This window comes from Bartonella sp. CL436QHHD (assembly GCF_042195105.1).
Taxonomy (GTDB): Bacteria; Pseudomonadota; Alphaproteobacteria; order Rhizobiales; family Rhizobiaceae; genus Bartonella.
On record NZ_JBHINR010000032.1, the window covers coordinates 365,637 to 389,282 of the forward strand.

The 23,646-nt window shown below is 40.1% G+C and carries 15 protein-coding genes and 1 pseudogene; 8 read left to right on the forward strand and 8 right to left on the reverse strand.

Annotated elements, in window-relative coordinates; genetic code table 11:
• The first annotated feature begins 29 nt into the window (after positions 1–29).
• The 5 genes from ACFIKN_RS05390 to ACFIKN_RS05410 all read left to right on the forward strand — a co-directional run bounded on the left by ACFIKN_RS05390 (position 30) and on the right by ACFIKN_RS05410 (position 6,245).
• Positions 30–638 carry an outer-membrane lipoprotein carrier protein LolA gene (locus tag ACFIKN_RS05390; RefSeq protein WP_273790530.1) on the forward strand — a complete coding sequence of 203 codons (609 nt, stop codon included), beginning with the start codon at positions 30–32 and terminating at the stop codon, positions 636–638.
• Positions 639–671: 33 nt separating this feature from the next.
• Positions 672–1,487: an exodeoxyribonuclease III gene (locus ACFIKN_RS05395; protein ID WP_273790529.1), complete on the forward strand. Its 816-nt coding sequence runs from the start codon at positions 672–674 to the stop codon at positions 1,485–1,487.
• 61 nt (positions 1,488–1,548) lie between these two features.
• Positions 1,549–3,030, forward strand: coding sequence for an efflux transporter outer membrane subunit (locus ACFIKN_RS05400; RefSeq protein WP_273790528.1), 1,482 nt, complete (start codon positions 1,549–1,551; stop codon positions 3,028–3,030).
• The gene (locus ACFIKN_RS05405) at positions 3,027–4,253 is read left to right on the forward strand and encodes an efflux RND transporter periplasmic adaptor subunit (protein ID WP_273790527.1); all 1,227 of its coding nucleotides are present in this window, start codon (positions 3,027–3,029) and stop codon (positions 4,251–4,253) included. Before ACFIKN_RS05400 ends, ACFIKN_RS05405 begins: the two co-directional genes overlap by 4 nt.
• 3 nt (positions 4,254–4,256) lie before the next feature.
• Positions 4,257–6,245: a MacB family efflux pump subunit gene (locus tag ACFIKN_RS05410; RefSeq protein ID WP_273790526.1), complete on the forward strand. Its 1,989-nt coding sequence runs from the start codon at positions 4,257–4,259 to the stop codon at positions 6,243–6,245.
• Between the two features lie 1,161 nt (positions 6,246–7,406).
• Here the strand turns inward: ACFIKN_RS05410 and ACFIKN_RS05415 are convergent.
• The 7 genes and pseudogenes from ACFIKN_RS05415 to ACFIKN_RS05445 all read right to left on the reverse strand — a co-directional run.
• A pseudogene (locus tag ACFIKN_RS05415) lies at positions 7,407–7,629 on the reverse strand (Arm DNA-binding domain-containing protein); the annotation flags it as partial.
• 1,240 nt (positions 7,630–8,869) lie between these two features.
• Positions 8,870–9,535, reverse strand: a complete 666-nt coding sequence (locus ACFIKN_RS05420; protein WP_375643240.1) for a YdcF family protein — start codon at positions 9,533–9,535, stop codon at positions 8,870–8,872.
• Positions 9,536–9,539: 4 nt separating this feature from the next.
• Positions 9,540–10,493, reverse strand: coding sequence for a cell division protein FtsX (locus ACFIKN_RS05425; protein WP_375630906.1), 954 nt, complete (start codon positions 10,491–10,493; stop codon positions 9,540–9,542).
• Complete coding sequence (gene ftsE / locus ACFIKN_RS05430; protein WP_273723097.1) at positions 10,486–11,145, reverse strand: cell division ATP-binding protein FtsE; 660 nt, start codon at positions 11,143–11,145, stop codon at positions 10,486–10,488. Before ftsE ends, ACFIKN_RS05425 begins: the two co-directional genes overlap by 8 nt.
• Positions 11,146–11,679: 534 nt before the next feature.
• Positions 11,680–13,623 carry an acetate--CoA ligase gene (gene acs, locus ACFIKN_RS05435; RefSeq protein ID WP_375658027.1) on the reverse strand — a complete coding sequence of 648 codons (1,944 nt, stop codon included), beginning with the start codon at positions 13,621–13,623 and terminating at the stop codon, positions 11,680–11,682.
• Positions 13,624–14,150: 527 nt separating this feature from the next.
• Positions 14,151–14,321: a hypothetical protein gene (locus ACFIKN_RS05440; protein WP_273790522.1), complete on the reverse strand. Its 171-nt coding sequence runs from the start codon at positions 14,319–14,321 to the stop codon at positions 14,151–14,153.
• A 1,203-nt stretch (positions 14,322–15,524) separates the two neighbouring features.
• The gene (locus ACFIKN_RS05445) at positions 15,525–16,214 is read right to left on the reverse strand and encodes a YggS family pyridoxal phosphate-dependent enzyme (RefSeq protein ID WP_273790520.1); all 690 of its coding nucleotides are present in this window, start codon (positions 16,212–16,214) and stop codon (positions 15,525–15,527) included.
• Positions 16,215–16,379: 165 nt separating this feature from the next.
• On the opposite strand from ACFIKN_RS05445, the gene leuS reads away from it, so the two are divergent.
• The gene (gene leuS, locus ACFIKN_RS05450) at positions 16,380–19,022 is read left to right on the forward strand and encodes a leucine--tRNA ligase (protein ID WP_375658051.1); all 2,643 of its coding nucleotides are present in this window, start codon (positions 16,380–16,382) and stop codon (positions 19,020–19,022) included.
• Positions 19,009–19,617: an LPS assembly lipoprotein LptE gene (gene lptE / locus ACFIKN_RS05455; protein ID WP_375654379.1), complete on the forward strand. Its 609-nt coding sequence runs from the start codon at positions 19,009–19,011 to the stop codon at positions 19,615–19,617. Before leuS ends, lptE begins: the two co-directional genes overlap by 14 nt.
• On the opposite strand, the gene fsa is transcribed toward lptE, so the two are convergent.
• Positions 19,614–20,267 carry a fructose-6-phosphate aldolase gene (fsa, locus tag ACFIKN_RS05460; RefSeq protein ID WP_273790517.1) on the reverse strand — a complete coding sequence of 218 codons (654 nt, stop codon included), beginning with the start codon at positions 20,265–20,267 and terminating at the stop codon, positions 19,614–19,616. The genes lptE and fsa overlap by 4 nt on opposite strands.
• Positions 20,268–21,418: 1,151 nt before the next feature.
• Between fsa and ACFIKN_RS05465 the strand changes: the two genes are divergently transcribed.
• The gene (locus ACFIKN_RS05465) at positions 21,419–23,614 is read left to right on the forward strand and encodes a primosomal protein N' (RefSeq protein WP_375658028.1); all 2,196 of its coding nucleotides are present in this window, start codon (positions 21,419–21,421) and stop codon (positions 23,612–23,614) included.
• Positions 23,615–23,646: the final 32 nt, after the last annotated feature.

Sequence of the window (23,646 nt, forward strand, 5' to 3'; positions counted from 1 at the left end):
TAATTAAGTATTGCTTGGGAGCATTTTTTATGAAAACGTCTTTTTTACCGCAAAGAAGAATCTTTGGGTTGGTGGGAATTATTATCTTTTGGTGTTTAACTTTTCCTGTTTTTTCGCAAGTATCTAATAAAGTGATAAAGGCGCAAAATGTTGTGAATCACTTTGCGGCAATCAAAACAATGACAGGTGATTTTATTCAGTTTAGTCCAAAGGGAAAAATGTCTCAGGGGACATTTTATTTAGAGCGTCCAGGGAAAATTCGTTTCATTTACAAAAAAATGCCTTTACAAATTATTGCAGATGGCCAATTTGTGGGTATTAACAATCGGGCTTTGAATACTTGGAACTTTTCACAACTTTCGCAAACGCCAATGAAGTTTTTGTTGGATGATAAAATTGATGTATCTTCTGGGCGCTTGTTGGCATTTCGCGAAGATCCAGGGGCTGTGACGATTGTTCTGCGTGATAAAACGATTGGGGCAGGGCAAATAAGGATGGTTTTTGATTCTAAAGGCTCTGCTTTGCGGCAGTGGACAATTGTTGACCAACAAAATTTGGAAACTACTGTGCAGGTTATGAATGTGCGGACAGACGTCCGGTTCGCTAATGGGATGTTCACGCTTCCTTCGAAGAAATGAAGAAAGAGTGTTACGTTATTTGGATTAAAACAAATGTTCTTTCGTATTGCGACTTGGAATATTAATTCTATTCGTTTGCGTCTTGCACAGGTTTTTCAGTATTTGGAACTCTTTTCCGCAGATGTTTTGTGTCTACAGGAAACAAAATGTCCAGATGCTTTATTTCCAGTGGAGGCTTTTGAAGCAGCGGGTTATAAGCATATCGCATTGAGTGGACAAAAATCTTATAACGGGGTGGCTATTGTTTCTCGTTTGCCTTTTAAAAAGGTAGAAAAACGTTTTTTTTGTCAAAACCAAGATTGCCGGTATATCTCAGTTATTGTGGAAGCCCATGGGAGAAGCTTGCGGATTCATAATTTTTATGTTCCTGCTGGGGGAGATATCCCTGATGCTGATGTGAATGAAAAATTTCGTCATAAGCTTGATTTTTTAGAAGAAATGTCTTCCATTCGTGCGGATCACGGCGATGGTCTTTCTTCTCTTTTGGTGGGAGATTTAAATATTGCTCCTTTGGCAGAGGATGTTTGGTCTCATCAGCAATTGTTGAAGGTTGTAAGCCATACTCCTATTGAAACCGAGCGTTTACAGGATTTGTGTTGTCAAGGTGGATGGGTTGATCTGATGCGGTTGCATATTCCTGTTCCTACCAAGCTTTACACATGGTGGAGTTATCGTGCTCGCGATTGGGCATTTACCGATTATGGGCGGCGGCTTGATCATGTTTGGTCTTCTCAAGATTTAGCACCTTTTGTTGTAGATCTTTCTATTTTTCGTGATGCGCGCGGATGGGAACGTCCTTCAGATCATATTCCTGTGCAAACTGTATTTGATTTTTCACGTCAAGTTTGAAATAAGAGGTAAATAAAGTATTAATATTAAATAATGATTCTGAAAGAATGCGGGAGACTGGATGTATATCAGAAATCTCAAATGGGGCGCTTCTCGTGGATTATTTTCTAGTGTCTTGTTGTGTTTGCTTTTGTCAGGATGTATGGTTGGTCCTAATTACCAGAAAACATCTTTTCGTGTTCCAGCAGTTTGGGGAGAAAAATCTGCACAGACTGCAGGGCAGTCCGTTGCGCTTGCCGGATGGTGGCGGCATTTGAATGACCCTGTTCTAGATGCGTTAATGGATTATGCTATTTCTGGAAATAATAATGTTGCTGTTGCCAAAGCTCGGGTACGTGAGGCGCGTGCAGGTTTAGGGCAGGTTGTGGGAACTCTTTTGCCAAATGTGTCCAATTCAATTTCAGGAACCCGTAGTCGTTCTGGACAGTCTGATGCATTGTTAAACCAGTATAGTAGTGGTTTTGATGCAAGCTGGGAGCTGGATTTTTTTGGTGGGCATAAACGTGCGGTTGAAGCAGCGCGTTATGGCCTTGATGCGGCTGTGGAAGATATGCGTGCTACCATGGTGACATTACTAGGAGATGTGGCAACAAATTATGTGCAAATGCGTGGTTGGCAACAAAAGTTGTTTATTGTGCGGCAAATTGCTGTCTCACAACGTAAAACTTATGAACTGATGCGCGCTAGATTAACAGCTGGTGATGTCTCTGAGCTTGATGTTTCAAATGCGCAAGCGCAAATGGCAAATACAGAGGCAGATATATCACAGATGGAAGCGAATGTAGCAATGAGCGTTCATCGCCTCTCTGTCTTAACTGGTCGTGTGCCTACGGCATTGAAGGATCTTTTACAAAAAAATGCTAAGCATGCAAAGATTCCACAACCACGCTGGCCGATACCAGCAGGAATTCCAGCTGATATTTTGTTAACACGTCCGGATTTACGACGGGCAGAGCGTCAATATGCGCAAGCGACAGCACGGATTGGTCAACGTGAAGCAGATCGTTATCCATCACTTACTTTAACAGGTAATATTTCAACAGCAGCAACGGCAATTGATCAATTATGGAAAAATTCAACGATTGGCTGGTCTTTTGGACCTGGTCTTCGTTTTCCTCTTTTTAATGGAGGTCAGGTCGAGGCTTCTATTGCGGTAGCGCGCGCGCAGCGTGATCAAGCTTTTATTACTTATCGAGCTGCTGTGTTGGAAGCTTTAGAAGATGTAGAAAATGCGCTTGTAAGATTAACGAAGGAACATCAACGCTTAGAAAAGCTAATCGTTGCGAATAAAGCTTCTCTTCATTCCTTAAAACTTTCACGGAGCCTTTTTGAGAATGGAAATACTAGTTTTCTTGAATTGTTAAATGCTGATCGCTCTTATTATTCTGCACAAATGGCGCTTAAAGATAGCCGTGTTTCTTTGGTTACGCAATATATCACGTTGATGAAAGCATTGGGGGGAGGCTGGGATGGCGTTGTTGATGTATCGCGTCCAGAAGTCGTTGATAATGCACCTCGTTCGCGTGCAAAGGTAGGGAAATGAAAAAAAACTTACTCAAAAATTTCATTACAAAACATAAAAAACTTTCCTTCTTTTTAACTGCTATATTTCTCATTCTCTTGTTGTTATGGTTACGTTCTGTTTTTTTTGGAACATCTACTCCAACTTATATAACAGCGGTGGTGAAGCGTGGGGATATTGAGGAAAGTGTTTTAGCTTCTGGTCTTGTACGTCCTTACCGGTTGGTGGCTGTTGGTGCGCGTGCAACAGGGCGTGTGGTGTCAATGCGTGTTTCCCCTGGGAGTGTTGTGAAAGAAGGCGATCTCTTGGCAGAAATTGATCCTACAGATCAGGAAAATGATTTAAAAAGAAAAAAAGCAGCATTATCGCATTATTATGCGAATTTGGTAGAACAAGAAGCCTATCTTTCTCTTGCACAGAAAAATTTAGAGCGTCAGAAAAAAATGATCGAAACACGTGCGATTTCACGGGCGAACCTCGATGAGGCTGCGACACAGGTGAAAATACGCGAGGCGCAAATTGAACAACTTCGTCAGCAGATTGTGCAAGCACAAATTGATGTGGAGAGTGCAGAGGTTAATTTAGGTTATACACGCATCACTGCCCCTTCAGCGGGAACGGTTTTGGCAACAGTTGTGGAAGAAGGGCAGAATGTGAATGCGGTTCAGTCGGCGCCAACAATTGTTATTTTGGGTGATTTATCAAAGATGACGATCAAGGCGCAAATCTCAGAAGCAGATATTCTTAAAGTCCGAGCTGGACAACCACTTTATTTTACAGTTTTAGGTAATTCACAGCGTCGTTATGAAGGCGTTTTAGAAAAAGTAGAGCCGGCTCCTGAAGCAATTCGTGCTGATGTGAGTATTAATCCTGGTATGGTGAGTGGTTCTAGTGCTTTAATATCATCGGCTATCTATTACAATGGAATTCTACATGTTGATAATGCGGACAATTTTTTGCGAACCTATATGACTGCTCAAGTTCATATTATCTTAGGGCGCGCGCAGAATGTCTTGTTGGTTCCAAGTGATGCTTTACGCGATGAGACAAGAGAGCGTAAAGCATGGGTTTCTGTTTTGGTGGGGGAAAATAAGGTGGTTACTAAACAGGTGAGTGTTGGGTTGAATAATAAGGTTATGGCAGAGATTATTTCAGGACTTAACGAGGGTGATGTCGTCATCACCAGTTCGTCTGATGGAGTGATGCCAGAGTCTTCTAACATGCATAGCGAAGACGAGAGTTAAAGCATGAGCACAAATCAAGCAGATGCTGTCTTCGTCTTGGAAAATATTGTGCGCAAATTTCCTGCGGGCGAAACGTTTGTTACCGTTTTGAAAAACATCAATCTTACCATTAAACGTGGTGAAATGGTGGCAATTGTAGGTGCTTCCGGTTCAGGTAAATCTACCTTGATGAATATTTTAGGCTGTCTTGATCGTCCAACTTCTGGCCGTTATTGGATCTCTGGTAAAGAAACAGCTTCTCTTTCTGCGGATGAATTGTCGGCTTTACGACGTAATCATTTTGGTTTTATTTTTCAGCGCTACCATTTGTTGAATGAATTGACAGCTCTTGGTAATGTTGAAATTCCGGCTATTTATGCGGGATGTGCCGTGGAAGCAAGAAAAAAGCGTGCACAGGATCTTTTAACGCGTTTGGGCATGGGTGATCGGATAAATCATCGTCCAAATCAGCTTTCCGGTGGTCAGCAACAACGTGTTTCTATTGCTCGGGCGCTCATGAATAATGCGGAGGTCATTCTTGCAGATGAACCAACTGGTGCATTGGACAAAAAGAGTGGGCAAGAAGTATTGCATATTTTGGATGAACTTCATCAAGAAGGGCGTACTATTATCATTGTAACCCATGATATGCAGGTGGCTGAAAGAGCAGAGCGTATTATCGAAATCAGTGATGGGGAAATTATTGCTGATAAGCGGTCAAGGGTTGCAAAAACAAAAGTTGGTAGAAAATCTCTTCAGGAACAACAAAATCTAAAAGGCCAACAAAAACTGGGCTTTTTTCGTTCTTTTTTTGAGCGATTCCGTGAGGCGTTTGTGATGGCTCTGTTGGCAATGAATGCACATCGCATGCGGACTTTTCTAACAATGCTTGGGGTGATTATCGGTATTGGGGCGATTATTGCTATGGTGGCTTTAGGGAATGGTACACGAGAGAAAATTCTGGAAAATTTTAAAAGTTTGGGTACTAATACATTAACCATTTTTCCTGGTAAAAGTTTTTCTGATCCACAAGCAGAAAAAATAACCAGTTTGGTTGAAGCTGATGCAGAAGCCTTGTCTGGATTACCTTATGTTTCTGGTGTAACACCACAGATTTCAGCAAGCTCGAAAGTGCGTTTTGGTGCAGTTGAAGTCAATGCCGTCATTGCGGGGGTGGGGGAACAATTTTTTCAGACACAGGGGCTCAAAGTTTTCAAAGGACAGTTTTTTGATCAAAAAAGTGTCCATGATCGGGCGGTTGATCTCGTGATCGAGAAAGAAGCATTGTCTGTTCTTTTCCCCCATAGCTATGAAAGCCCCCTTGGAAAGGTGGTGCATGTGGGGAATGTTCCAGCGCGTATTATTGGTGTTGTTGATTCGCAAAATAATGCAAGTGGAGATACATCAAATACGTTACAGCTTTATTTGCCCTATACAACAGTGCAGACACGTTTTCTTGGCACAACAGAAGTTCGTGCAATTACTGTTAGAATTGCTGATGATATTGATTCACATTTAGCGGAGACCATGATAAAACGTTTTCTCATTATGCGGCATGGTGGGGAGGACTTTTTCATTAGAAATTCTGAATTCTTCCGTGAACGTGTTATGGAGAGTACAAATATTTTAACACTTTTAATTTCTTCAATTGCAGCTATTTCCCTGATTGTGGGGGGTATTGGGGTGATGAATATTATGTTGGTCACTGTTTCTGAGCGGATCAATGAAATCGGCGTGCGTATGGCAGTTGGTGCACGGCAAAGTGATATTTTACAGCAATTTCTCATTGAAGCGATTTTGGTTTGTGTGATTGGTGGTGGTTTGGGGATCTTGCTTGGGCTTTCTATCGGTGGCTTATTTCTTCTGTTTAAGGCGCCTATCCATTTGGTTTATACTATTGAATCGATCATTATGTCTCTTACTTTTTCAACACTCATTGGAATATGTTTTGGCTTTTCTCCAGCGCGGCAAGCTTCACGGCTTGACCCTGTTGTCGCTCTTTCACGCGATTAAGCTTTATCAATTGGGTCATGTTTGTTCGTGATGCTTTCCACTTGGATGAAGCGTTTATGAAGCGAAACATGAATGGGAAAAGTTTGGCATTATTTGCTGCTCTATTTTAGAAAACGCTTTGTTTATTAAGTGGAGCGTACCACTAGAGGTGAACGTTTCTTATAGCGCACCACATCATGTGAGATATGATAGGCATATAAGCCTTCTTGAGGCATTAAATGTTTTGAGAATGCACGATGAATATTTTTAAATCTTTCTTGTCGAGTCTTATGGAAGTAAATCCTATTAAGGAGAAGTTAAATGGAACCCGTTAGAATGAGATTGCTTGCAGACTGAATTTTGTTAAAAATCTTCGTCTTCTGAGATGTGAAGAGGAGGACAAATGAAATATATTGCCCGACGATTCTTAAGATTTAATTTAAAAAGAGGCGGGGAAGTGAATAAGTATATCTGCTAACAAACAAAAGAACAAAAAAGAAGGTTGATGCCAAAAACAGCTTAAACCTCCATTCTTCCAAAAAAAATGAACTGGTATCGAGATAGCTGAGAAGTTTAAGAGGTTTCGTTTAGTATTTTTAAGATTTTCGGAAAAGAGGTTATGAGTATTTCTCACTTTTGGTTTTGCAGAGGGTGGTGCAAATTATAGGTGTTTAGGTTTATGCAAATAAATTATGATCGTGCTCAAGTTTTAAAATGTGACCTAAGACACAGCCATTTTCTGTTCCTTTATGCGAGTAACTTAGCTTTCTTTAGAATATTTTGTTTAAGGCATCGCTTTTTTCTGCCTTATCTCATGATTTTGGAGCTGAAGGATAAACAAGCCATTTGAGTTTCTAGGGTAAGGATGCCGTCAGATACTCGGTAGGGGGGCGTGATCTTAAGAACTAATACCGTGAAATGCGGGTTTGATTTAATGGTTTTGGTGAGGAAGACAAAAAGTTTGAGAGGCGGATAGCTTCTTATTTTGAATGATGTATCAATGAAAAGGGCTTTCATTTATTGAAAAAGAATAAGCTCATATTCAGCAGGTGTGAGATGAAGTAAGAGAACATCGTAATACCAAGCTGCAGTTATGCTGCTAAAGAACATAATGGCGCTAGTGATGAGCAATGGTATGTCTAGTTGGTATGGTGGTTATTCTCCCTCCTGCTACAAGTCCGATACAGAGCGCCATTGGTTTGCACATTCACGGGCTTGTTTTAAAGAGACATCTCTTAAGGCACCCAATCCCATTTCACGACGGCGCTCGTGAATGGTACAACGGTAAATCCATTGAGCACCTCCATCTTTACGCTTATGAAGTAACAAGCCGGCACCATCATTATATTTGCCAGCTCGTGGGTGTTGCGATAGACCTTGCATTAAGACGGTTCATAAGAGCCATTTTTAGTCATTTCTTGTACAGTTTTTATCCACACACTCATCCCGCTTGTGATGTGCAAGCGGGTGGTTTTAGTTGATTCAACATAAACAGATTTGAAATGAGAGAATCTGATGATATTGAGAGCTCTCATTCAAGTTGTAGCGTAATAAAATTTCATTATAAATCAATATGTTGTATGTAATAAAGCACCTTAGGCAGTGAGGTCACTAAAATTATGACGCATGAGCTTTAGCGGCAGTGATGAATATTCTCAGGCAGGGGTTTTCTTGTCGAGCTTTATGTGAGTAAACCATATAAATGGGGAAGCTGAGAGGAACCTGTCCAGAGAAAGTGAACTGTTTACAAATCGTTGCTGATAGAAATCATCGTCCTTTGAGATGTTGAGAGGAAATCACAATTCTTATGAAATCTGTCTTTTGAGGTGTTCTGATATTGAAGTGAGCAGGTGGAACGCGTTAGACAAGAAGCTGAGTTATTATTGTTTACAGATCAATAGAGTTTAAAAATTTTCGTTCTTTTTTGGGGAGGAAACCAGACAAAAAGTGATCTTAGAGAGCAAAATGATTTCAAAAAAGATTGCGATAAAAAACGTGGGGTATTTGTAGCGGTGTGCGTTTTGAGCTTATTCCTATCTGTGATCTAAAATGCTCTTAAGAAGATGCTTTTTAGAATAAGAGATTGTTACTAATATATTGACTTATAATGATCGTTTAACATTCTCTCTGTTGAATGAGAAATCTAAGTATCATAAATTTTCTCATTTTAAATCTATTAAAATTATTTCTTTGCATGTCATACGAGGTTGGTATGTTCGTGTTTAAGAAAGGCGTAATGCATGCCTCTTACCAATCATCCCAAGAGGCTTGAGCTATCGTAATACTTGGGGGCGGCAAAATATAGGGTGGGGTGGTTTGCATTTTTATGAAGCGTAAAGACGGTGGTATAAATAGATCTCTATAACAAGTCTGAAGATCTTATAGTTGTCTGGGGGCTCTATTTACAAGAGCTTATATATTGAGATGGCATGTACAGATCCCGTGCTGTGAGATATGTTTGGGATGTAAGAGATGTTTTGGGTGAATGTGCAATACAGTGATACATGTATTGTGGGGTGTTCTGTGTTGTATGAAGGTAGCTCTGTCGAGCTTTTATAGAAGCAACCTCTTGTGGAAGAGTATGAGAGAAAGGTATGAAGAGGTCAGAAGATGGCAAGATTTTTAAAAAGTCAGAAGGATAAAGATTAGAATGCGGTTCTGATATAGACTTGGAGCGTTTTAATATATTGGAATATGAGAATGCGGATTTGATTGATCTGTTGTATTGCGCTTTCAGCATTGTTCTTTTTAACAGGATAGGCAATGAAATGGATATCAGGCATTAAATATTTAAGTTCTCGCATCGAGCGCCACACATGGTAATCATGGGTGACGATATAAAGGGTTTTATAGTGGTGTTTTTTGATCCAATCGGCGCTTTCTTTAGCATTTCCTCTGGTGTTAATCGCTTGATGCCCGATGTCAATACAACAGGAGATAAGCCGTCGGGTAATATGCATGTTATGCATGAGACTTTTCAGGTTGGTTGTGGTATTTACACCACTGATGAGGAGACGTGAACCAAGCCCCCTTTGTAAGAGATTAAGTCCTGTCTCTATTCGGTTTTCTCCGCCTGTCAGCACAATGATGGCATCAGCTTTGGGGAGAGGCTGTGGGGGAGAAAGTCGTTCAGTTTTTTCAGAAAAAATAATAAAACCGCTCCAGAAAATGAAAACAATGATTGAAAGAGTAAGGGTTGTCGGTGGAAAATAGCGAAATAAAAAGCGGGGAGACCAACTATAGTGGAGCCGTTTTGGAAGAGGACGTTCTAAATTGTTTTGCGTCAATGAGTTGGAAGTGTTGTGAGTCATAAAATTAAAATAAACCGTTTTCACATTGATCGATTTTTTTCAGTTGCGTTAAAATAGTCATGCGGTTTGTAAGGGTGGTAAGAAAAGAAACGAAAATAATAAGAAAAATGATTTTTCCATAAGGAATGGAACTTATGGAAAGATGTCCAAACAAAGCTGTTATTTGGCTAGCTTCCACTCTTCCCAAGTTATAATTCGTCCAGAGACAAAAGGCTGAAAACAGAAATATGCTTGTAAGACCACCATATAAAGCACCACGCAGCGCGGTTTTAAAAAAATGCCAGTCAAATTGGCGAGCAATGAAAAGAGTTTCAGTACCAAGGAAATATAAGACATTGATAATATGTGTATTTTCTGCCAATGCATTGCGAGTGGCAAAAATGATGGTGAGGATAAGAGAACCTAGAACCAATGCTAAAATTGAAAAACCAATGAAAACAGTGGTGTGTGCCATGGTCGCAAAACGATGAACCCAAACACGGTGATCATCAAATTGACCTCCTGGAATTTGGGTTTTAATGGCGTGATTAATGGCTGCAAAATTGATTTTTTCATCCCCATTCAGGGTCACAATGATGAGGCGGGGAAGGGGTAGTTCATTGACATTGAAGCCTGTTCCAAGCCATGGCTCCAGTAACTTTTCTGTAGCTTTTTGGTCAACAATTTTTGCATCTTGTACACCAGAAAATGTTTTAACCAATTGTACGGCATCACGGAGTGCTTTGTTGATATCAACATTGTCAATGGGGCGTATTTGTATTGTTGCTTCATAGCTAATCTGATTACTCCAATTTTGGGCGGCATGTTGGACTAAATCAACACCGATTAAGGTGAGGCTTGAAAGAAATGTCATAATAGCAATTACGGCAACCAATGCTTTTCCAGAAATATTACCACTGGGAATAATCGCTGTTGTATTTTTTTTATTGCTTGTAAAAATGGGGAAAGACTTATTCATGAATCGTCATCCGTCCGTTATGGAGAAGCATACGCCGTGCTGCAACTTGTTCCATTAAGGCAATATCATGGGTGGCAATGATAACAGCCGTTCCAAAACGGTTTAATTCAATAAACAAACGGAGGAGGCGTTTTGCCAAGGGCGGATCGACATTTCCAGTGGGTTCATCGGCAAGTAGAATTTCAGGTTGATCAATGAGTGCGCGTGCAATGGCTACCCTTTGTTTTTCCCCACCGGAAAGAACAGGTGGTAAAACATGAATATGATCTCCAAGACCTACCCAACAGAGAAGATCTTCCACTTCACTGCGATAGGTTGCTTCTTCTTGTCCTTTAATGCGTAAAGGTAAGGAGACATTTTCATAAGTGGTCATGTGGTCGAGTAAACGAAAATCTTGAAAAACCACACCGATACGTTGTCGCAGCGCAGGGAGCTCTTGTCGTTTGAGTAATGCTGTGTCTGTTCCAAAGAGATCAATATGACCGCGGGTGGGTTTGAGTGCCAAAAACATAAGACGCATCAGCGACGTTTTCCCTGCTCCAGAGGCACCTGTGAGAAATTGAAATGATCCAGGAGGAATATGAAAGCTAATATCACGAAGGACCTCAGGGCCCATTCCATAGCGTAGGCCGACATTTTCAAAATGAATCACTTTTTATTATTACTCCTGATTTTATATTGCATCATTTATTCTAAGAACTTTTACTTTCATTGCTTTAGATTTTTGTTGTAAGCTTGTTTATTTTAGATTTCATGGTTTTCAATATTTTTTATACACCCTCGTTATAGATAAATATTTTTGCTCAAGAATATTATCACTTATACTTTCTTTTTTTAGCTTTATTTATGATTTTAGCAGGAATTTCAAAGGGATTCTAGCATAAACATCAGAACTATTTTTCCTTCTTACTCAGAGGCTTTTTTTGCATTGAGTGGACATTGGGTGATTTTAAAAAGCTATGTTGCTCTTTTTATCTTACTTTCTTATTCTTGTTCGCATCCCAATCTTGAGGTTTTTGCTTAAATTATTTCTTACCTGTTATGAAAAAAAGCGTTTGTTGTTAGAATGATTGAGCTTCTCATGCATTGTTTTGTTTTTTATTCTCCTTGGTGGTTTTCGTAATAATGCTGAGATAATTTTAGCAAAAAAACAAAAACCACCGTATGTTGTATTGCGTCGTGTTTTTTAGTTTTGTCGGTTGGCAATCAGATCTTCAACAACTTGTGGTTCGGCAAGGGTTGAAATATCTCCGAGAGTATCAAAATCGTTTTCAGCGATTTTTCGTAAAATACGTCTCATAATTTTCCCTGATCGTGTTTTGGGAAGCTGCGGAGCAAACTGAATTTTATCCAATATGGCAATAGAGCCTATTTCTTGTCTCACATGCTTGATAAGGTCTTTTTGCAATTCTTCACTTGGCTCTGTTCCTTCCATGAGAGTCACAAAACTATAAATTCCTTGTCCTTTAATGGGATGCGGGTAACCCACAATAGCTGCTTCTGATACAGCGGGATGAGAAACAAGAGCTGATTCAATTTCAGCAGTTCCTAACCTGTGCCCCGAGACATTGAGAATGTCATCAACTCGTCCTGTGATCCAATAATAACCGTCGCTATCGCGCCTACAGCTATCGCCTGAAAAATATTTTCCTTTATAGGAGGAAAAATAAGTTTGAATAAAGCGTTCATGATCCTTATAAAGTGTGCGCATTTGTCCGGGCCATGAATCACTGATACAAAGATTGCCTTCTGCTTCACCTTCTAAAACATTGCCTTGGGCATCAACAATTTGGGGTTGAACACCAAAAAAAGGACGTGTGGCCGATCCTGCTTTGAGGGGTGTTGCACCGGGCAAGGGCGTGATCATATGCCCTCCTGTTTCCGTTTGCCACCATGTATCGAGAATCGGACAACGGTCATTTCCAATTATATGATAAAACCATTCCCATGCTTCTGGATTAATCGGTTCTCCTACCGTGCCTAAGAGACGCAACGATGTTCTGTTTGAGTGTTCAACAAACGAATTTCCTGCTCCCATTAAGGCGCGGATAGCTGTTGGTGCTGTATAGAGCGTATTGACTTGGTGTTTGTCGACAATTTCCCAGAATCTGCCTTTGTCAGGAAAGGTTGGTGTGCCTTCAAACATTAAAGTGGTCGCACCATTGCATAAAGGTCCATAAACCAAGTAAGAATGACCGGTTATCCACCCAATGTCAGCCGTGCACCAGTAAACTTCATTGGGGTGGTAATCAAAAACATATTGGTGAGTCATCGAGGCAAAAATAAGATAGCCTGCTGTGGTATGCAAAACACCTTTAGGTTTGCCGGTGGAGCCTGAAGTATAAAGAATAAAAAGTGGATCTTCAGCATTCATTGGTTCTGGTGGACAAGCTGTTTTGGCATGAGCTATCTCTTCGTGGTACCAAAAATCACGCCCCTCTACCCATTGAATGGGTCCACAAGTTCGCCGTATAACCATGACTTGGTCCACATGCACGTTTTGGCGCGCTGCTATCTCAATAGCATGATCAACATTGTCTTTTAAGTTGATCCGTTTGCTGCCACGCAAGCCTTGATCAGCGGTAATAATGAAGGTTGATTCACAATCGACAAGGCGTCCTGCTATTGCCTCAGCAGAAAAGCCAGCAAAAATAACCGAATGAATAGCACCAATGCGGGCGCAGGCGAGCATAGCATAGGCTGCTTCGGGTACCATGGGGAGATAAATGGTTACTTTATCGCCTTTCTTAATGCCACGACTTTTCAAAAGATTAGCAAAACGACAAACATGTTCATAAAGCTCGTTATAGGTTATTTTTTTATCATGGTAAGGATTATCTCCTTCCCAAATGAGTGCGATTTTGTCTCCATGGGTTTTCAGGTGGCGATCAATGCAATTATAGGTAACATTTGTTATCCCATCTTCGTACCATTGAATGGAGACATCTCCGTTAAAAGAAGTGTTTTTTACTTTTGTAAAAGGTTTAAACCATTCAATGCGTTGACCATGTTTTGCCCAGAAGCTTTCTGGATCATCGATGCTTTCTCGATACCACTGTTGATAAGTTTCCTCATCGAGTAAAGTATTTTTTTTGATCTCTTCTGATACTGGATAGATTTTTTCAGTCATGTTTCCCTCTTTTTATTGTTTTGAAAATCTGCCTCTGTATTTTTGTATGGTTATATTTGTGGCAGAGTTTTCCCAAAAGCTTTTCATTGTGAGGTTAGACTAAATGACAAAGATTAGAATAGTCAATTTTTAAATCTGATGTGATGATATTAAAGAGGGTATTCTATGTTTTTAGGATACTCAAATATAGCAAAACCTATTGCGGTATAGAGCTTTTTATAAACACACTAAGACATTTTAAAAATGTCTATTATAAAATATTTCTCAAAATTTGATATAAACCAATATAGTTAAATAAAAGACTAACAAGAAAGAATATTGAGCTTATTAATAATGATTTTTTTAGAGAATCTTTCCAACTATAATAAATAAACTTATAATAAAAAAGATATATTAAACCAAAAAAAAAATGTTGCTATAAGCGTTTCAATAATTTTAGAGATAAGATCTGTCATCACGCAATCCAAATTATAATATAATTACAAATTATTAACTTCAGAGATATCTTTATAGTTGCTCTCTAAAAATTAGAACCAACACTCATGAACTTTCTGTACGAACCTTAAACCAAAACCTCCGAAGAAACCAGTCGTGGCACCAGTAAGTCCACCCATAAGTGCACCTGGACCAGTTGCAGCTCCCAATGCTGCTCCGGTTATCCCTCCTGCAACTGCATAGTCAAAACCTTGTGCATTCATGTGAGAAAGAAAAGCATTAGGACTGCATGCATTTCCATGAGTAGGTCTTGAATTGTGCGAATGACCAAAAGAAGGCTTTGTCGCTATATGACCGAATGTGCTGCATGAACCAAAAATATTAATTCTCCTTAATTATCTACATTAAAAGTAGTATCATAATGATACATTTCAAATGTATATCATGTATTTTTAGAAAAATTTCAAAGATAAATTTTAAAAATAACAATAAAAATACTGTATAAATAATATCTATACTATGTATACATGAAATCTTATTCTTAAGAAGATAATAATATTATTTGCAATATTTTAAAATATAAGAAATATCCCCTGTTTTTCCTTAATTAAAGTTTAAAATTAGAAAAATTAGGCATATGAAAAGTTGAAGTTTTTCTCTTTGTTTACGAGATCGACAAAGGAATAATGATAAAGGAATATCGTTATTGAAATCGTTCTCATTTCCATTGTTTTGCGTGCATGTATTATGCGCATATGCACGGGATTTGTTCTTTTATTTTTCAGGCGAATATTGACCGTATGTTATGCTTTGTAGAGCATGGAAAGCCTCTATGCTATCGTTGACCTTATAGATTGCTATCATGTTGTTTAGCGCGGTTCTTGGTGCTCTATTGGGTATTTGAGATGTTTATTTTGCTCAAGTGACTTACATGAAAGAGTTTTGTTACTGTATTATGCAGCCATAAGCCTCTTTTTGTCTGCTTTACACCATTGGCATGTGGGGAAATTGTTTACGCGTGTTGGAGAAGTTTAAGAGAATTCGTGGTTTTTAATGGAAATCATTGCGATGATCTTATTAAATATTCTTTTGTAATTATTTATTTCGCGACAGTTTTTTCATTCATGCGCAACGCCCCTCTTATCATTTTGCCTTTATATAAGGATTTATTTTTTATATTGCTTTTGCTGGAGAGGCGGTCAGAGGGGAGTAAAGTAGAGCCAATGTGCGAGAATATGAGAGCCAAATTGCAATGCTATCTTGAAGCTATTGTACGTGTTGTGGATGTGCCGGTGAGAGATTTGAGAAGACCAGCTTTTTTGCTAACAGGATGAAAGAGGGACTGGAATCTTTTTTGCTAGAATTGCTCTTTTATTGATATTGAAGGAAATATTTTTTCTCATTTCTGCTGTTTTTGGTTTGTTCGTAGAATTTTCAATGGGAATTTATATGAAGGGGGAATTGCTTTACACAGGGCGTTTTCCAAATAAAGCAGAGCCAATGCGAAGGACGTTAGAGCCAAACTGTAGAGCGGTTTTGAAGTCACTGGACATGCCCATGGAAAGCTTTGGAAGACCTGCTTGTTTTGCTAATTTTGCTAACAGTGCGAAATAGGGGCCGGGGTTTTCATCGACAGGGGGAATGCCCATAAGTCCGATGATATCAAGTCCATAGTTGTTTTTGCATTGGTTGACAAAAGATGTAGCTTCTTGTGGTGCGATACCACTTTTTTGCGGTTCTAAGCCAATGTTAACCTGAACATAGCAAGGAAGATGCCTTTTTTGTTTTTCCATTTCTTCAGCTAAGCTTTTGGCTATTTTTTCACGGTCAACCGTTTGAATAACATCAAAAAGTTTGATCGCCTCTGCTGTTTTATTTGATTGTAGGGGACCGATGAGATGAAGTTTAATATTTTCAAATTGTTGACGTAAAGCAGGCCATTTTTGTGCTGCTTCTTGTACGCGGTTTTCTGCAAACAAAGATTGGCCTGCTTGCAAAAGGGGTCGTATATCAATAGCAGAAACAGTTTTTGAAACAGCGATAAGTTCAATTTCTTCTACAGGGCGTTGTAGCTCTTGGCATATTGCTGCAATGTCTTTTTGAAGGTTTTGCCATGCTTCAACGGAAGGGGCATCGAGGGGCGTTTGTGTATTCATATTTTTGTGCTTTGCCTTTTTTGTTCAAGAGTTGGTCGTTTTTTTTAAAGTTTTATAAAATACTTAGGGAAATATTTCACGAAAATGTTGACGATGAGGTTAATCCATGGTCAAGCATAATAAAACAAGTTTTTGGTTCTGTTTTATTAAAAGAGTATAATGGGAATGACAATTGGACATTATAATATAGGCGAACGCTATAATCCACGTGCGAGAGAAAAAAAATGGCAAGAAATTTGGGATGAAAAGAAAATTTTTCAGACTCTTCAAGAAGATGCTCGTGAAAAATATTATGTTTTAGAAATGTTTCCTTATCCTTCTGGCCGTATTCACATGGGGCATGTGCGCAATTATGCCATGGGGGATGTGGTGGCACGCTATAAAAGGGCAAAGGGTTTTAATGTGCTTCATCCCATGGGGTGGGATGCTTTTGGTATGCCAGCTGAAAATGCTGCTCTGCAAAGTAAAGTGCATCCTAAAACTTGGACCTATCAAAATATTGCGGTCATGCGCGGGCAATTAAAACAATTAGGACTCTCACTCGATTGGGCGCGTGAATTTGCAACTTGTGATGTGGAATATTACCACCGCCAACAAATGTTGTTCCTTGATTTCTATCAAAAGGGGTTGGTAGCACGTAAAGTGGCTAAGGTGAATTGGGACCCTGTTGATCATACTGTTTTGGCCAATGAACAGGTTGTTGATGGGCGGGGATGGCGTTCTGGTGCGTTGGTGGAACAACGTGAGTTGACGCAGTGGTTTTTCAAAATTAGCGACTTTAGTGAAGATCTCTTGGCAGGGCTTGAAGAGCTGAACCAATGGCCGGAAAAAGTTCGCACCATGCAAAAAAACTGGATTGGAAAATCACAAGGTTTGTTGATTCGTTGGGCTTTAAAGTCGGCGGGTGATGCTGATGATGTTTGTGATAAATTTGATGAGGTTGTTTGTTATTCAACGCGTCCTGATACACTGTTTGGCGCTTCCTTTTTGGCTCTGTCTGTTGATCATCCTATTGCACAAGCTTTGGCAAAAAAAGACAAAGCGTTGAGTGCTTTTATTGAAAATTGTCGGTGTGGTGGAACGACAACAGCAGCACTTGAAACAGCTGAAAAACAAGGGTTTCTCACGCCCCTTTTGGCTGTTCATCCTTTCGATTCAACAGTACATATTCCCGTTTATATCGCGAATTTTGTGCTTATGGACTATGGAACAGGGGTTGTTTTTGGTTGTCCGGCTCATGATCAGAGAGATTTCGATTTTGCGCGTAAATATGATCTTCCAATAAAACCGGTGGTTTTACCAAAAGGAGAGCGAGCAGAAGATTTTGTCATTGCTGAAACAGCTTATACGGGTGATGGTGTGATGATCAATTCCAGTTTTTTGGATGGTTTAACACCCCAACAAGCTTTTGAAGAAGCTGCTAAAAAGCTTGAAAAACAAATGCTCAATGGGCAACCGCAAGGGAAGAAAACAGTGCAATTTCGTTTGCGTGATTGGGGGATTTCACGTCAACGTTATTGGGGGTGTCCCATTCCGATGATCCATTGTACAACTTGTGGGGTTGTTCCTGTTCCACGTGCCAATTTACCGGTTGTGTTGCCTGATGATGTTACTTTTGATCAACCAGGAAATCCTCTTGCACGACATGAAAGGTGGCAGAATGTTACTTGTCCTTCCTGTGGTCAACCTGCCAAACGCGAAACCGATACCATGGACACATTTGTTGACTCTTCTTGGTATTATGCACGCTTTACAGCTCCTTTTGCGCAGGGACCTGTTGACAAACAAGCAACAGCTGAATGGTTGCCTGTGCAACAATATATTGGTGGAATTGAGCATGCCATTTTGCATCTTCTTTATGCGCGCTTTTTTATGCGTGCTATGAAATTGGTCGGTCATGTGACGGTAGATGAGCCTTTTAAGGGGCTTTTTACCCAAGGGATGGTGGTGCATGAAACCTATCGGGATGATCAAGGGTGGGTTTCTCCAGCAGAAATTTCGATTGTTGAAAAAGATGGAAAGCGGTGTGCTTATAAATTAACCGATCAAAGTGAAGTGACGATTGGTTTGATTGAGAAAATGTCAAAATCAAAAAAGAATGTCGTTGATCCTGATGATATTATTGCATCTTATGGCGCTGATACTGTGCGTTGGTTTGTGTTGTCAGATTCTCCTCCCGAGCGGGATGTCATTTGGACAGAATCTGGTGTTGAAGGTGCACATCGCTTTGTACAGCGTGTTTGGCGCCATGTGGCTGTGAGTGCTTCTATTTTAAAGGATGTGGCGCCTTGTGCAGGGCATCAGGGGGCGGCTTTGGAACTCTCAAAGGTCGCACATCGCACGCTTTGCGCTGTAGAAGATGATTTGGAAAAATTCGCTTTTAATCGGGCTATTGCACGCCTTTATGAATTCTTGAATATTATGGCACCGTTGTTAAATAGGATAGAAAGTGTTGACGATGAAATGAAAGCTTCTTTACGTCAAGCTATGGATTTTTTTCTTGCCATGATTGCACCCATGATGCCCCATTTAGCAGAAGAATGTCATGCTGCTTTAGGAGGAAAAACTTTAATGTCTGCGCTTGCTTGGCCTGTTTATGATCGTGCGTTAACCGTTGCGGAATGCTATACTTTGCCAGTACAAATTAATGGTAAAAAACGCGGTGAGGTGAGCGTTGCAGCAACTGCTGATGAGGTGATGATTAAAGAAGCGGTTTTGGCGTTAGATTTTGTAAAGGCGCAGCTGGTTGAAAAGCCTGTGAAAAAAATCATTGTTGTTCCACAAAGGATTGTGAATGTCGTTTTTTAGAAGTTCTATTCTTGTCATTTTAGCTGGTGTATTCACACTGTTGTGTGGATGCAAAGTTGAACCGCTTTACCGTCAAGAGTTGCAGAGTGCAATGACAATGGATTCTGCTTCTTATGGGAATCCTGCTTCTGGATACCCTTCTGGACAAGCTTCTTTGGGGTTAGCGCAAAAGCTTGCTTCTATTGTTGTGGAAGAACCTTCGGATCGTTTTGGTCAAATGGTGCGCAATCATCTGCTTTTTCTTTTGTATGGAAATGGTGCTAAACCTTCTCTACCTGCTTATAAATTGGCATTGCAGATATCCGTCTTTACAAGAGAATCTATGCAGATAGAGGTTGATTTCGAGAAAAAGAGAAAGGGACGACCTTCTGTTGGAACTGTTATGAGCAGAGCTTCTTATACTTTGCAGGATATGAAAAATACTCTTGTTGCAAAAGGAACAGCAATGATGAATGCATCTTTTGAGCAACTTCGTCAAGAATATGCAACGCTGCAAGCAGAAGAAGATGCAAAAAAACGTGTTGCGGAAGAGTTGGCTGAACAGATCTTTTTGTTACTTTCAAAAGATCTTTCCAATAAAATTTCTAGACATTAAGCAATATTTTGTCCTGTTTTTTTCCAGTCGTCGAGGAATATTTGCAACCCTTTGTCGGTGAGAGGATGTTTGACTAGTGCTTTTAAGATTGCTGGTGGAACTGTTGCAACGTCAGCACCGCTTAGTGCTGCTTCTTTGACATGATTAACGGTGCGGATTGAAGCGGCCAAGATTTGTGTTTCAAAGTTATAGTTATCATAAATTGTGCGAATTTCATGAAGCAGTTCACTTCCATCATTTCCACAATCATCAAGTCTACCAATAAAAGGTGAAACGAATGTTGCGCCTGCTTTGGCGGCTAATAAGGCTTGATTGGCAGAAAAACAAAGTGTGAGATTTGTTTTTAGTCCTGCTGCTGTGAGGGCTTTACAGGCTTTTAATCCATCGAGTGTTAAAGGAAGCTTGATACAAATATTGTCGGCAACCTTTGCTAAAACAGCTGCTTCTTTCATGATGCTTTCAAATTCCGTTGCTGCAACTTCAGCAGAAACAGGTCCGCTAACGAGAGCACAAATTTCTTTTGTAACATCAAGAATATTGCGTCCTGATTTTAGGATAAGAGAGGGATTGGTGGTAACACCATCAACAAGGCTTAAATTCTGTAACTCTTGAATTTCTTCAATATTGGCGCTATCCACAAAAAATTTCATCTCTAACCTCTTTTTTTTAGCTTTATCCTATTTTTTGTTATGCGCTATTGTTGACTGCAAAAGCAAGAGAAAGAATTAATATCTGTGTAAAGAACAAGAATGCTATGGTGTTAATCATGTATCCGTTTTCGATAAAGAAATATGATTTATCGTTTCCACACCCATTTCATAGTGTTGCTCGTGATAAGGCATAGAATTCATTGCGTACCAACATTTTTGCGTATTGGCATCTTTGCGTAGCGGTGTTTTTATATTTATGGAAATAAGCTAGCATTATCAAACACTTTGCTCATTTCCTATTTGCGATTGCTCTTGATATTTGAGAGTGCATCATAAGATACCTTCCTTTTTTAGGGGGTATGTTTAACCTGTTTTTGATGAAAGCGGATGGATTTATTTTGTCGTAAAACACTGTTGAAGAACGCCTGTAAAATTTTACGCATGAAGGGTTTTTTTATGGTCAATTACATTGATTTATTCTGTTTTCCCCATTCTTCAAAAATACGCTTTTGTGCTGCTTGTATTGTTGCTTGATTTTCAATCAAGCTGAAAGATGTATACACGTGTTTTCACTTTTTGGCACAAAGCCAAGGTGAATATTGTAACGGCTCCATTTGCAATATTATTCTCCTTATAATTAAAATCATGGGATACTTTTTCATCAATAAGGATTTACAAATGTTCCTCGATGGGTTTGAAATGAAAAAAAATCATCGTATTGAGGGTTTTTATTACAATAGGTAAAATGATGATTATATCTTTATAAATCAGTTTGTTGAAGATAAATTGAGATATGAGGCGGTAAAAAAATAAAAGTGTGCGTTGGGAAGAGGTCACACTATGGGATCGCTTTGTTGAAGGATGCACTTAACCGATAGCATGTTGAATGCTTAATAGTGATGCGTTTTATTTACACAGAAGAATAGTGCTGTTTTTTTGCTATAGAGTTTTTTGTTATAGACGATGAGATTGGTTCTTTATATTGGCACTTTGGTGAGGGAATGCGTGTTAAAAAGAATTTTTGTTAGAAAAGTGTTGTGATCGGGGGGGGATTGAATCCTGCAATGAATTTTATAAGAGTGTTTAAAGATAAGGTGTAGACTTGTTGATGCTCAATAGGTCGTAGATTGGTTTACAAGATGAATTCAAGCATGATAGAGGAAAAGATTGTATCCGTATTGGTTCCTCTTCCTGTTGCTCACGCTTATAGTTATAAAGTTCCATCTTCTATGGAGGTGAACATTGGTTCCTTTGTTCGGGTTCCGTTGATGGGGCGTGAGCTTTGCGGTTTTGTTGTAGATGTTGGAGAGCAGACAGCCGATGGGCACAAGTCTGCTTCGGTGGCGCGTGAAAAATTACGCTTTCTGCTTCATGTTTTTGATTGCCCCCCATTAAAAGCAGAAATGATCACATTTTTGCGTTTTGTTAGTCGCTATACAATGGCACCTTTTGGTCTTGTCGCACGATTGGTTTTGTCGGTACCGGCTGCTTTAGAGCCGGAAGCGCAGATGCTGGGTTTGCGATATTGTGGTGGAAATGTAGAACGTCTCACACCAGCGCGGTCACGGATTTTGGAATTGGTGCGTAATGAGAAGATATGGACACGTTCTGGTCTGGCACATGCGGCTGGAACTTCGGTTTCTGTTGTTGAAGGTTTAAAAGCGCTAGGAATTTTTGAAGATGTTAAGGTTCCTGCTCCTGATCTTGTGGCAATGCCTGATCCTGATTTTTGTCTCCCTCAGTTGCAGGGAGCGCAAAGTGAAGCAGCAACATTATTGCGGGAAGGTGTTTTATCTTCTCAGTTTCAAGTTTTTTTGCTTGATGGTGTTACGGGTTCAGGAAAGACAGAGGTTTATTTTGAAGCGGTTTCTCAAGCCTTTAAAGAGGGCAAGCAGGTTTTAATTTTATTGCCGGAAATTGCTTTAACACAGCAGTTTTTAGATCGTTTTTATGCACGTTTTGGCGCTGCGGCAGCAGAATGGCATTCTGATTTGACGCCACGTCGTAGAGAACGCGTCTGGCGACAAGTTGCAGAAGGGCGGGTGCGTGTCGTTGCGGGGGCTCGTTCGGCGCTTTTTCTTCCCTTTCATGAGCTTGGCTTGATTGTTGTCGATGAAGAGCACGATAGCGCTTATAAACAAGAAGAGCGCATTTTTTATCATGCGCGTGATATGGCTGTTGCACGGGGCTCTTTTGAGCATTTTCCTGTTATTTTATCTTCAGCCACACCGTCGATTGAAAGCCAAGCCAATGTTTTAAAAGGGCGTTATCAAAAGGTGCATTTACCTTCCCGTTTTAAAGAAGCTGCACTTCCACAGTTGCGGGTGGTTGATATGCGCCAAGGAGGGGTGCAAAAGGGGCGCTTTATTTCCTTTGCTCTTGAAAGGGCTTTAAAACAAACGCTTGATAAGGGCGAACAAGCTCTTCTTTTTCTTAATCGTCGTGGTTATGCACCTTTAACTTTATGCCGAATTTGCGGACATCGTTTTCATTGTACCGATTGTTCAAGTTGGTTGGTCGAACATCGTGCGCAAGGGCAACTGAAATGTCATCATTGTGGATATCATGAACCACTTCCTCAAGCCTGTCCTGAATGTGGGACATTAGATCATCTCGTGGCTTGTGGACCGGGTGTGGAAAGAATTGCCGAAGAAACACAAATGCTTTTTCCTCAAGCGCGATCATTGATCCTTTCAACAGATCTCAAAGGAGGGATTGGGAAGTTGCGAAGCGAATTACAAGCCATTGCAAATGGCGATGTGGACATTATTATTGGAACACAGTTAGTCGCTAAAGGACATCATTTTCCCAAGCTCTCTCTGGTTGGCGTTATTGATGCTGATCTTGGTCTTGCCAATGGCGATTTACGCGCAAGTGAACGTACCTATCAGCTGCTTTCTCAAGTTACCGGAAGAGCAGGGCGTGTGGGATTGAAAAGTTTAGGATTATTGCAAACTTATCAACCAGATCATCCGGTTATCAAAGCCTTACTTGCATGCCAGCCAGAAGATTTTTACACACGTGAGATTGCAGCGCGTCAGCATTATCATTTGCCTCCCTATGGGCGGCTTGCCTCTTTGATTATCTCTGCACAACAGCGCCAAGCAGCAGAACATTATGCGCGCGCATTGCGTCAAGCAGCGCCACGGGAAAAAAATATCTCGGTTATGGGACCAGCAGAAGCGCCTTTGGCTTTGGTTCGGGGGCGTTATCGTTTTCGGCTTTTGCTGCAAGGACAGCGTTCTTTTGATATACAAGGGTTTATACGTGCAATGCTTAGTGGTACACCCAAAATGCCCAGTTCCGTTCGGGTTCAAATTGATATTGATCCGCAAAGTTTTTTCTAAAACCAGTATCGCATAAAGTGAAGGTCTCTTTG

What these genes read in the sequence shown, in the direction of transcription:
- ACFIKN_RS05390 (WP_273790530.1), top strand. Translation starts at nt 30, where the DNA reads ATGAAAACGTCTTTTTTACCGCAAAGAAGAATCTTTGGGTTGGTGGGA.
- ACFIKN_RS05395 (WP_273790529.1), top strand. Translation starts at nt 672, where the DNA reads ATGTTCTTTCGTATTGCGACTTGGAATATTAATTCTATTCGTTTGCGT.
- ACFIKN_RS05400 (WP_273790528.1), top strand. Translation starts at nt 1,549, where the DNA reads ATGTATATCAGAAATCTCAAATGGGGCGCTTCTCGTGGATTATTTTCT.
- ACFIKN_RS05405 (WP_273790527.1), top strand. Translation starts at nt 3,027, where the DNA reads ATGAAAAAAAACTTACTCAAAAATTTCATTACAAAACATAAAAAACTT.
- ACFIKN_RS05410 (WP_273790526.1), top strand. Translation starts at nt 4,257, where the DNA reads ATGAGCACAAATCAAGCAGATGCTGTCTTCGTCTTGGAAAATATTGTG.
- ACFIKN_RS05420 (WP_375643240.1), bottom strand. Translation starts at nt 9,535, where the DNA reads ATGACTCACAACACTTCCAACTCATTGACGCAAAACAATTTAGAACGT.
- ACFIKN_RS05425 (WP_375630906.1), bottom strand. Translation starts at nt 10,493, where the DNA reads ATGAATAAGTCTTTCCCCATTTTTACAAGCAATAAAAAAAATACAACA.
- acs (WP_375658027.1), bottom strand. Translation starts at nt 13,623, where the DNA reads ATGACTGAAAAAATCTATCCAGTATCAGAAGAGATCAAAAAAAATACT.
- ACFIKN_RS05440 (WP_273790522.1), bottom strand. Translation starts at nt 14,321, where the DNA reads ATGAATGCACAAGGTTTTGACTATGCAGTTGCAGGAGGGATAACCGGA.
- ACFIKN_RS05445 (WP_273790520.1), bottom strand. Translation starts at nt 16,214, where the DNA reads ATGAATACACAAACGCCCCTCGATGCCCCTTCCGTTGAAGCATGGCAA.
- leuS (WP_375658051.1), top strand. Translation starts at nt 16,380, where the DNA reads ATGACAATTGGACATTATAATATAGGCGAACGCTATAATCCACGTGCG.
- lptE (WP_375654379.1), top strand. Translation starts at nt 19,009, where the DNA reads ATGTCGTTTTTTAGAAGTTCTATTCTTGTCATTTTAGCTGGTGTATTC.
- fsa (WP_273790517.1), bottom strand. Translation starts at nt 20,267, where the DNA reads ATGAAATTTTTTGTGGATAGCGCCAATATTGAAGAAATTCAAGAGTTA.
- ACFIKN_RS05465 (WP_375658028.1), top strand. Translation starts at nt 21,419, where the DNA reads ATGATAGAGGAAAAGATTGTATCCGTATTGGTTCCTCTTCCTGTTGCT.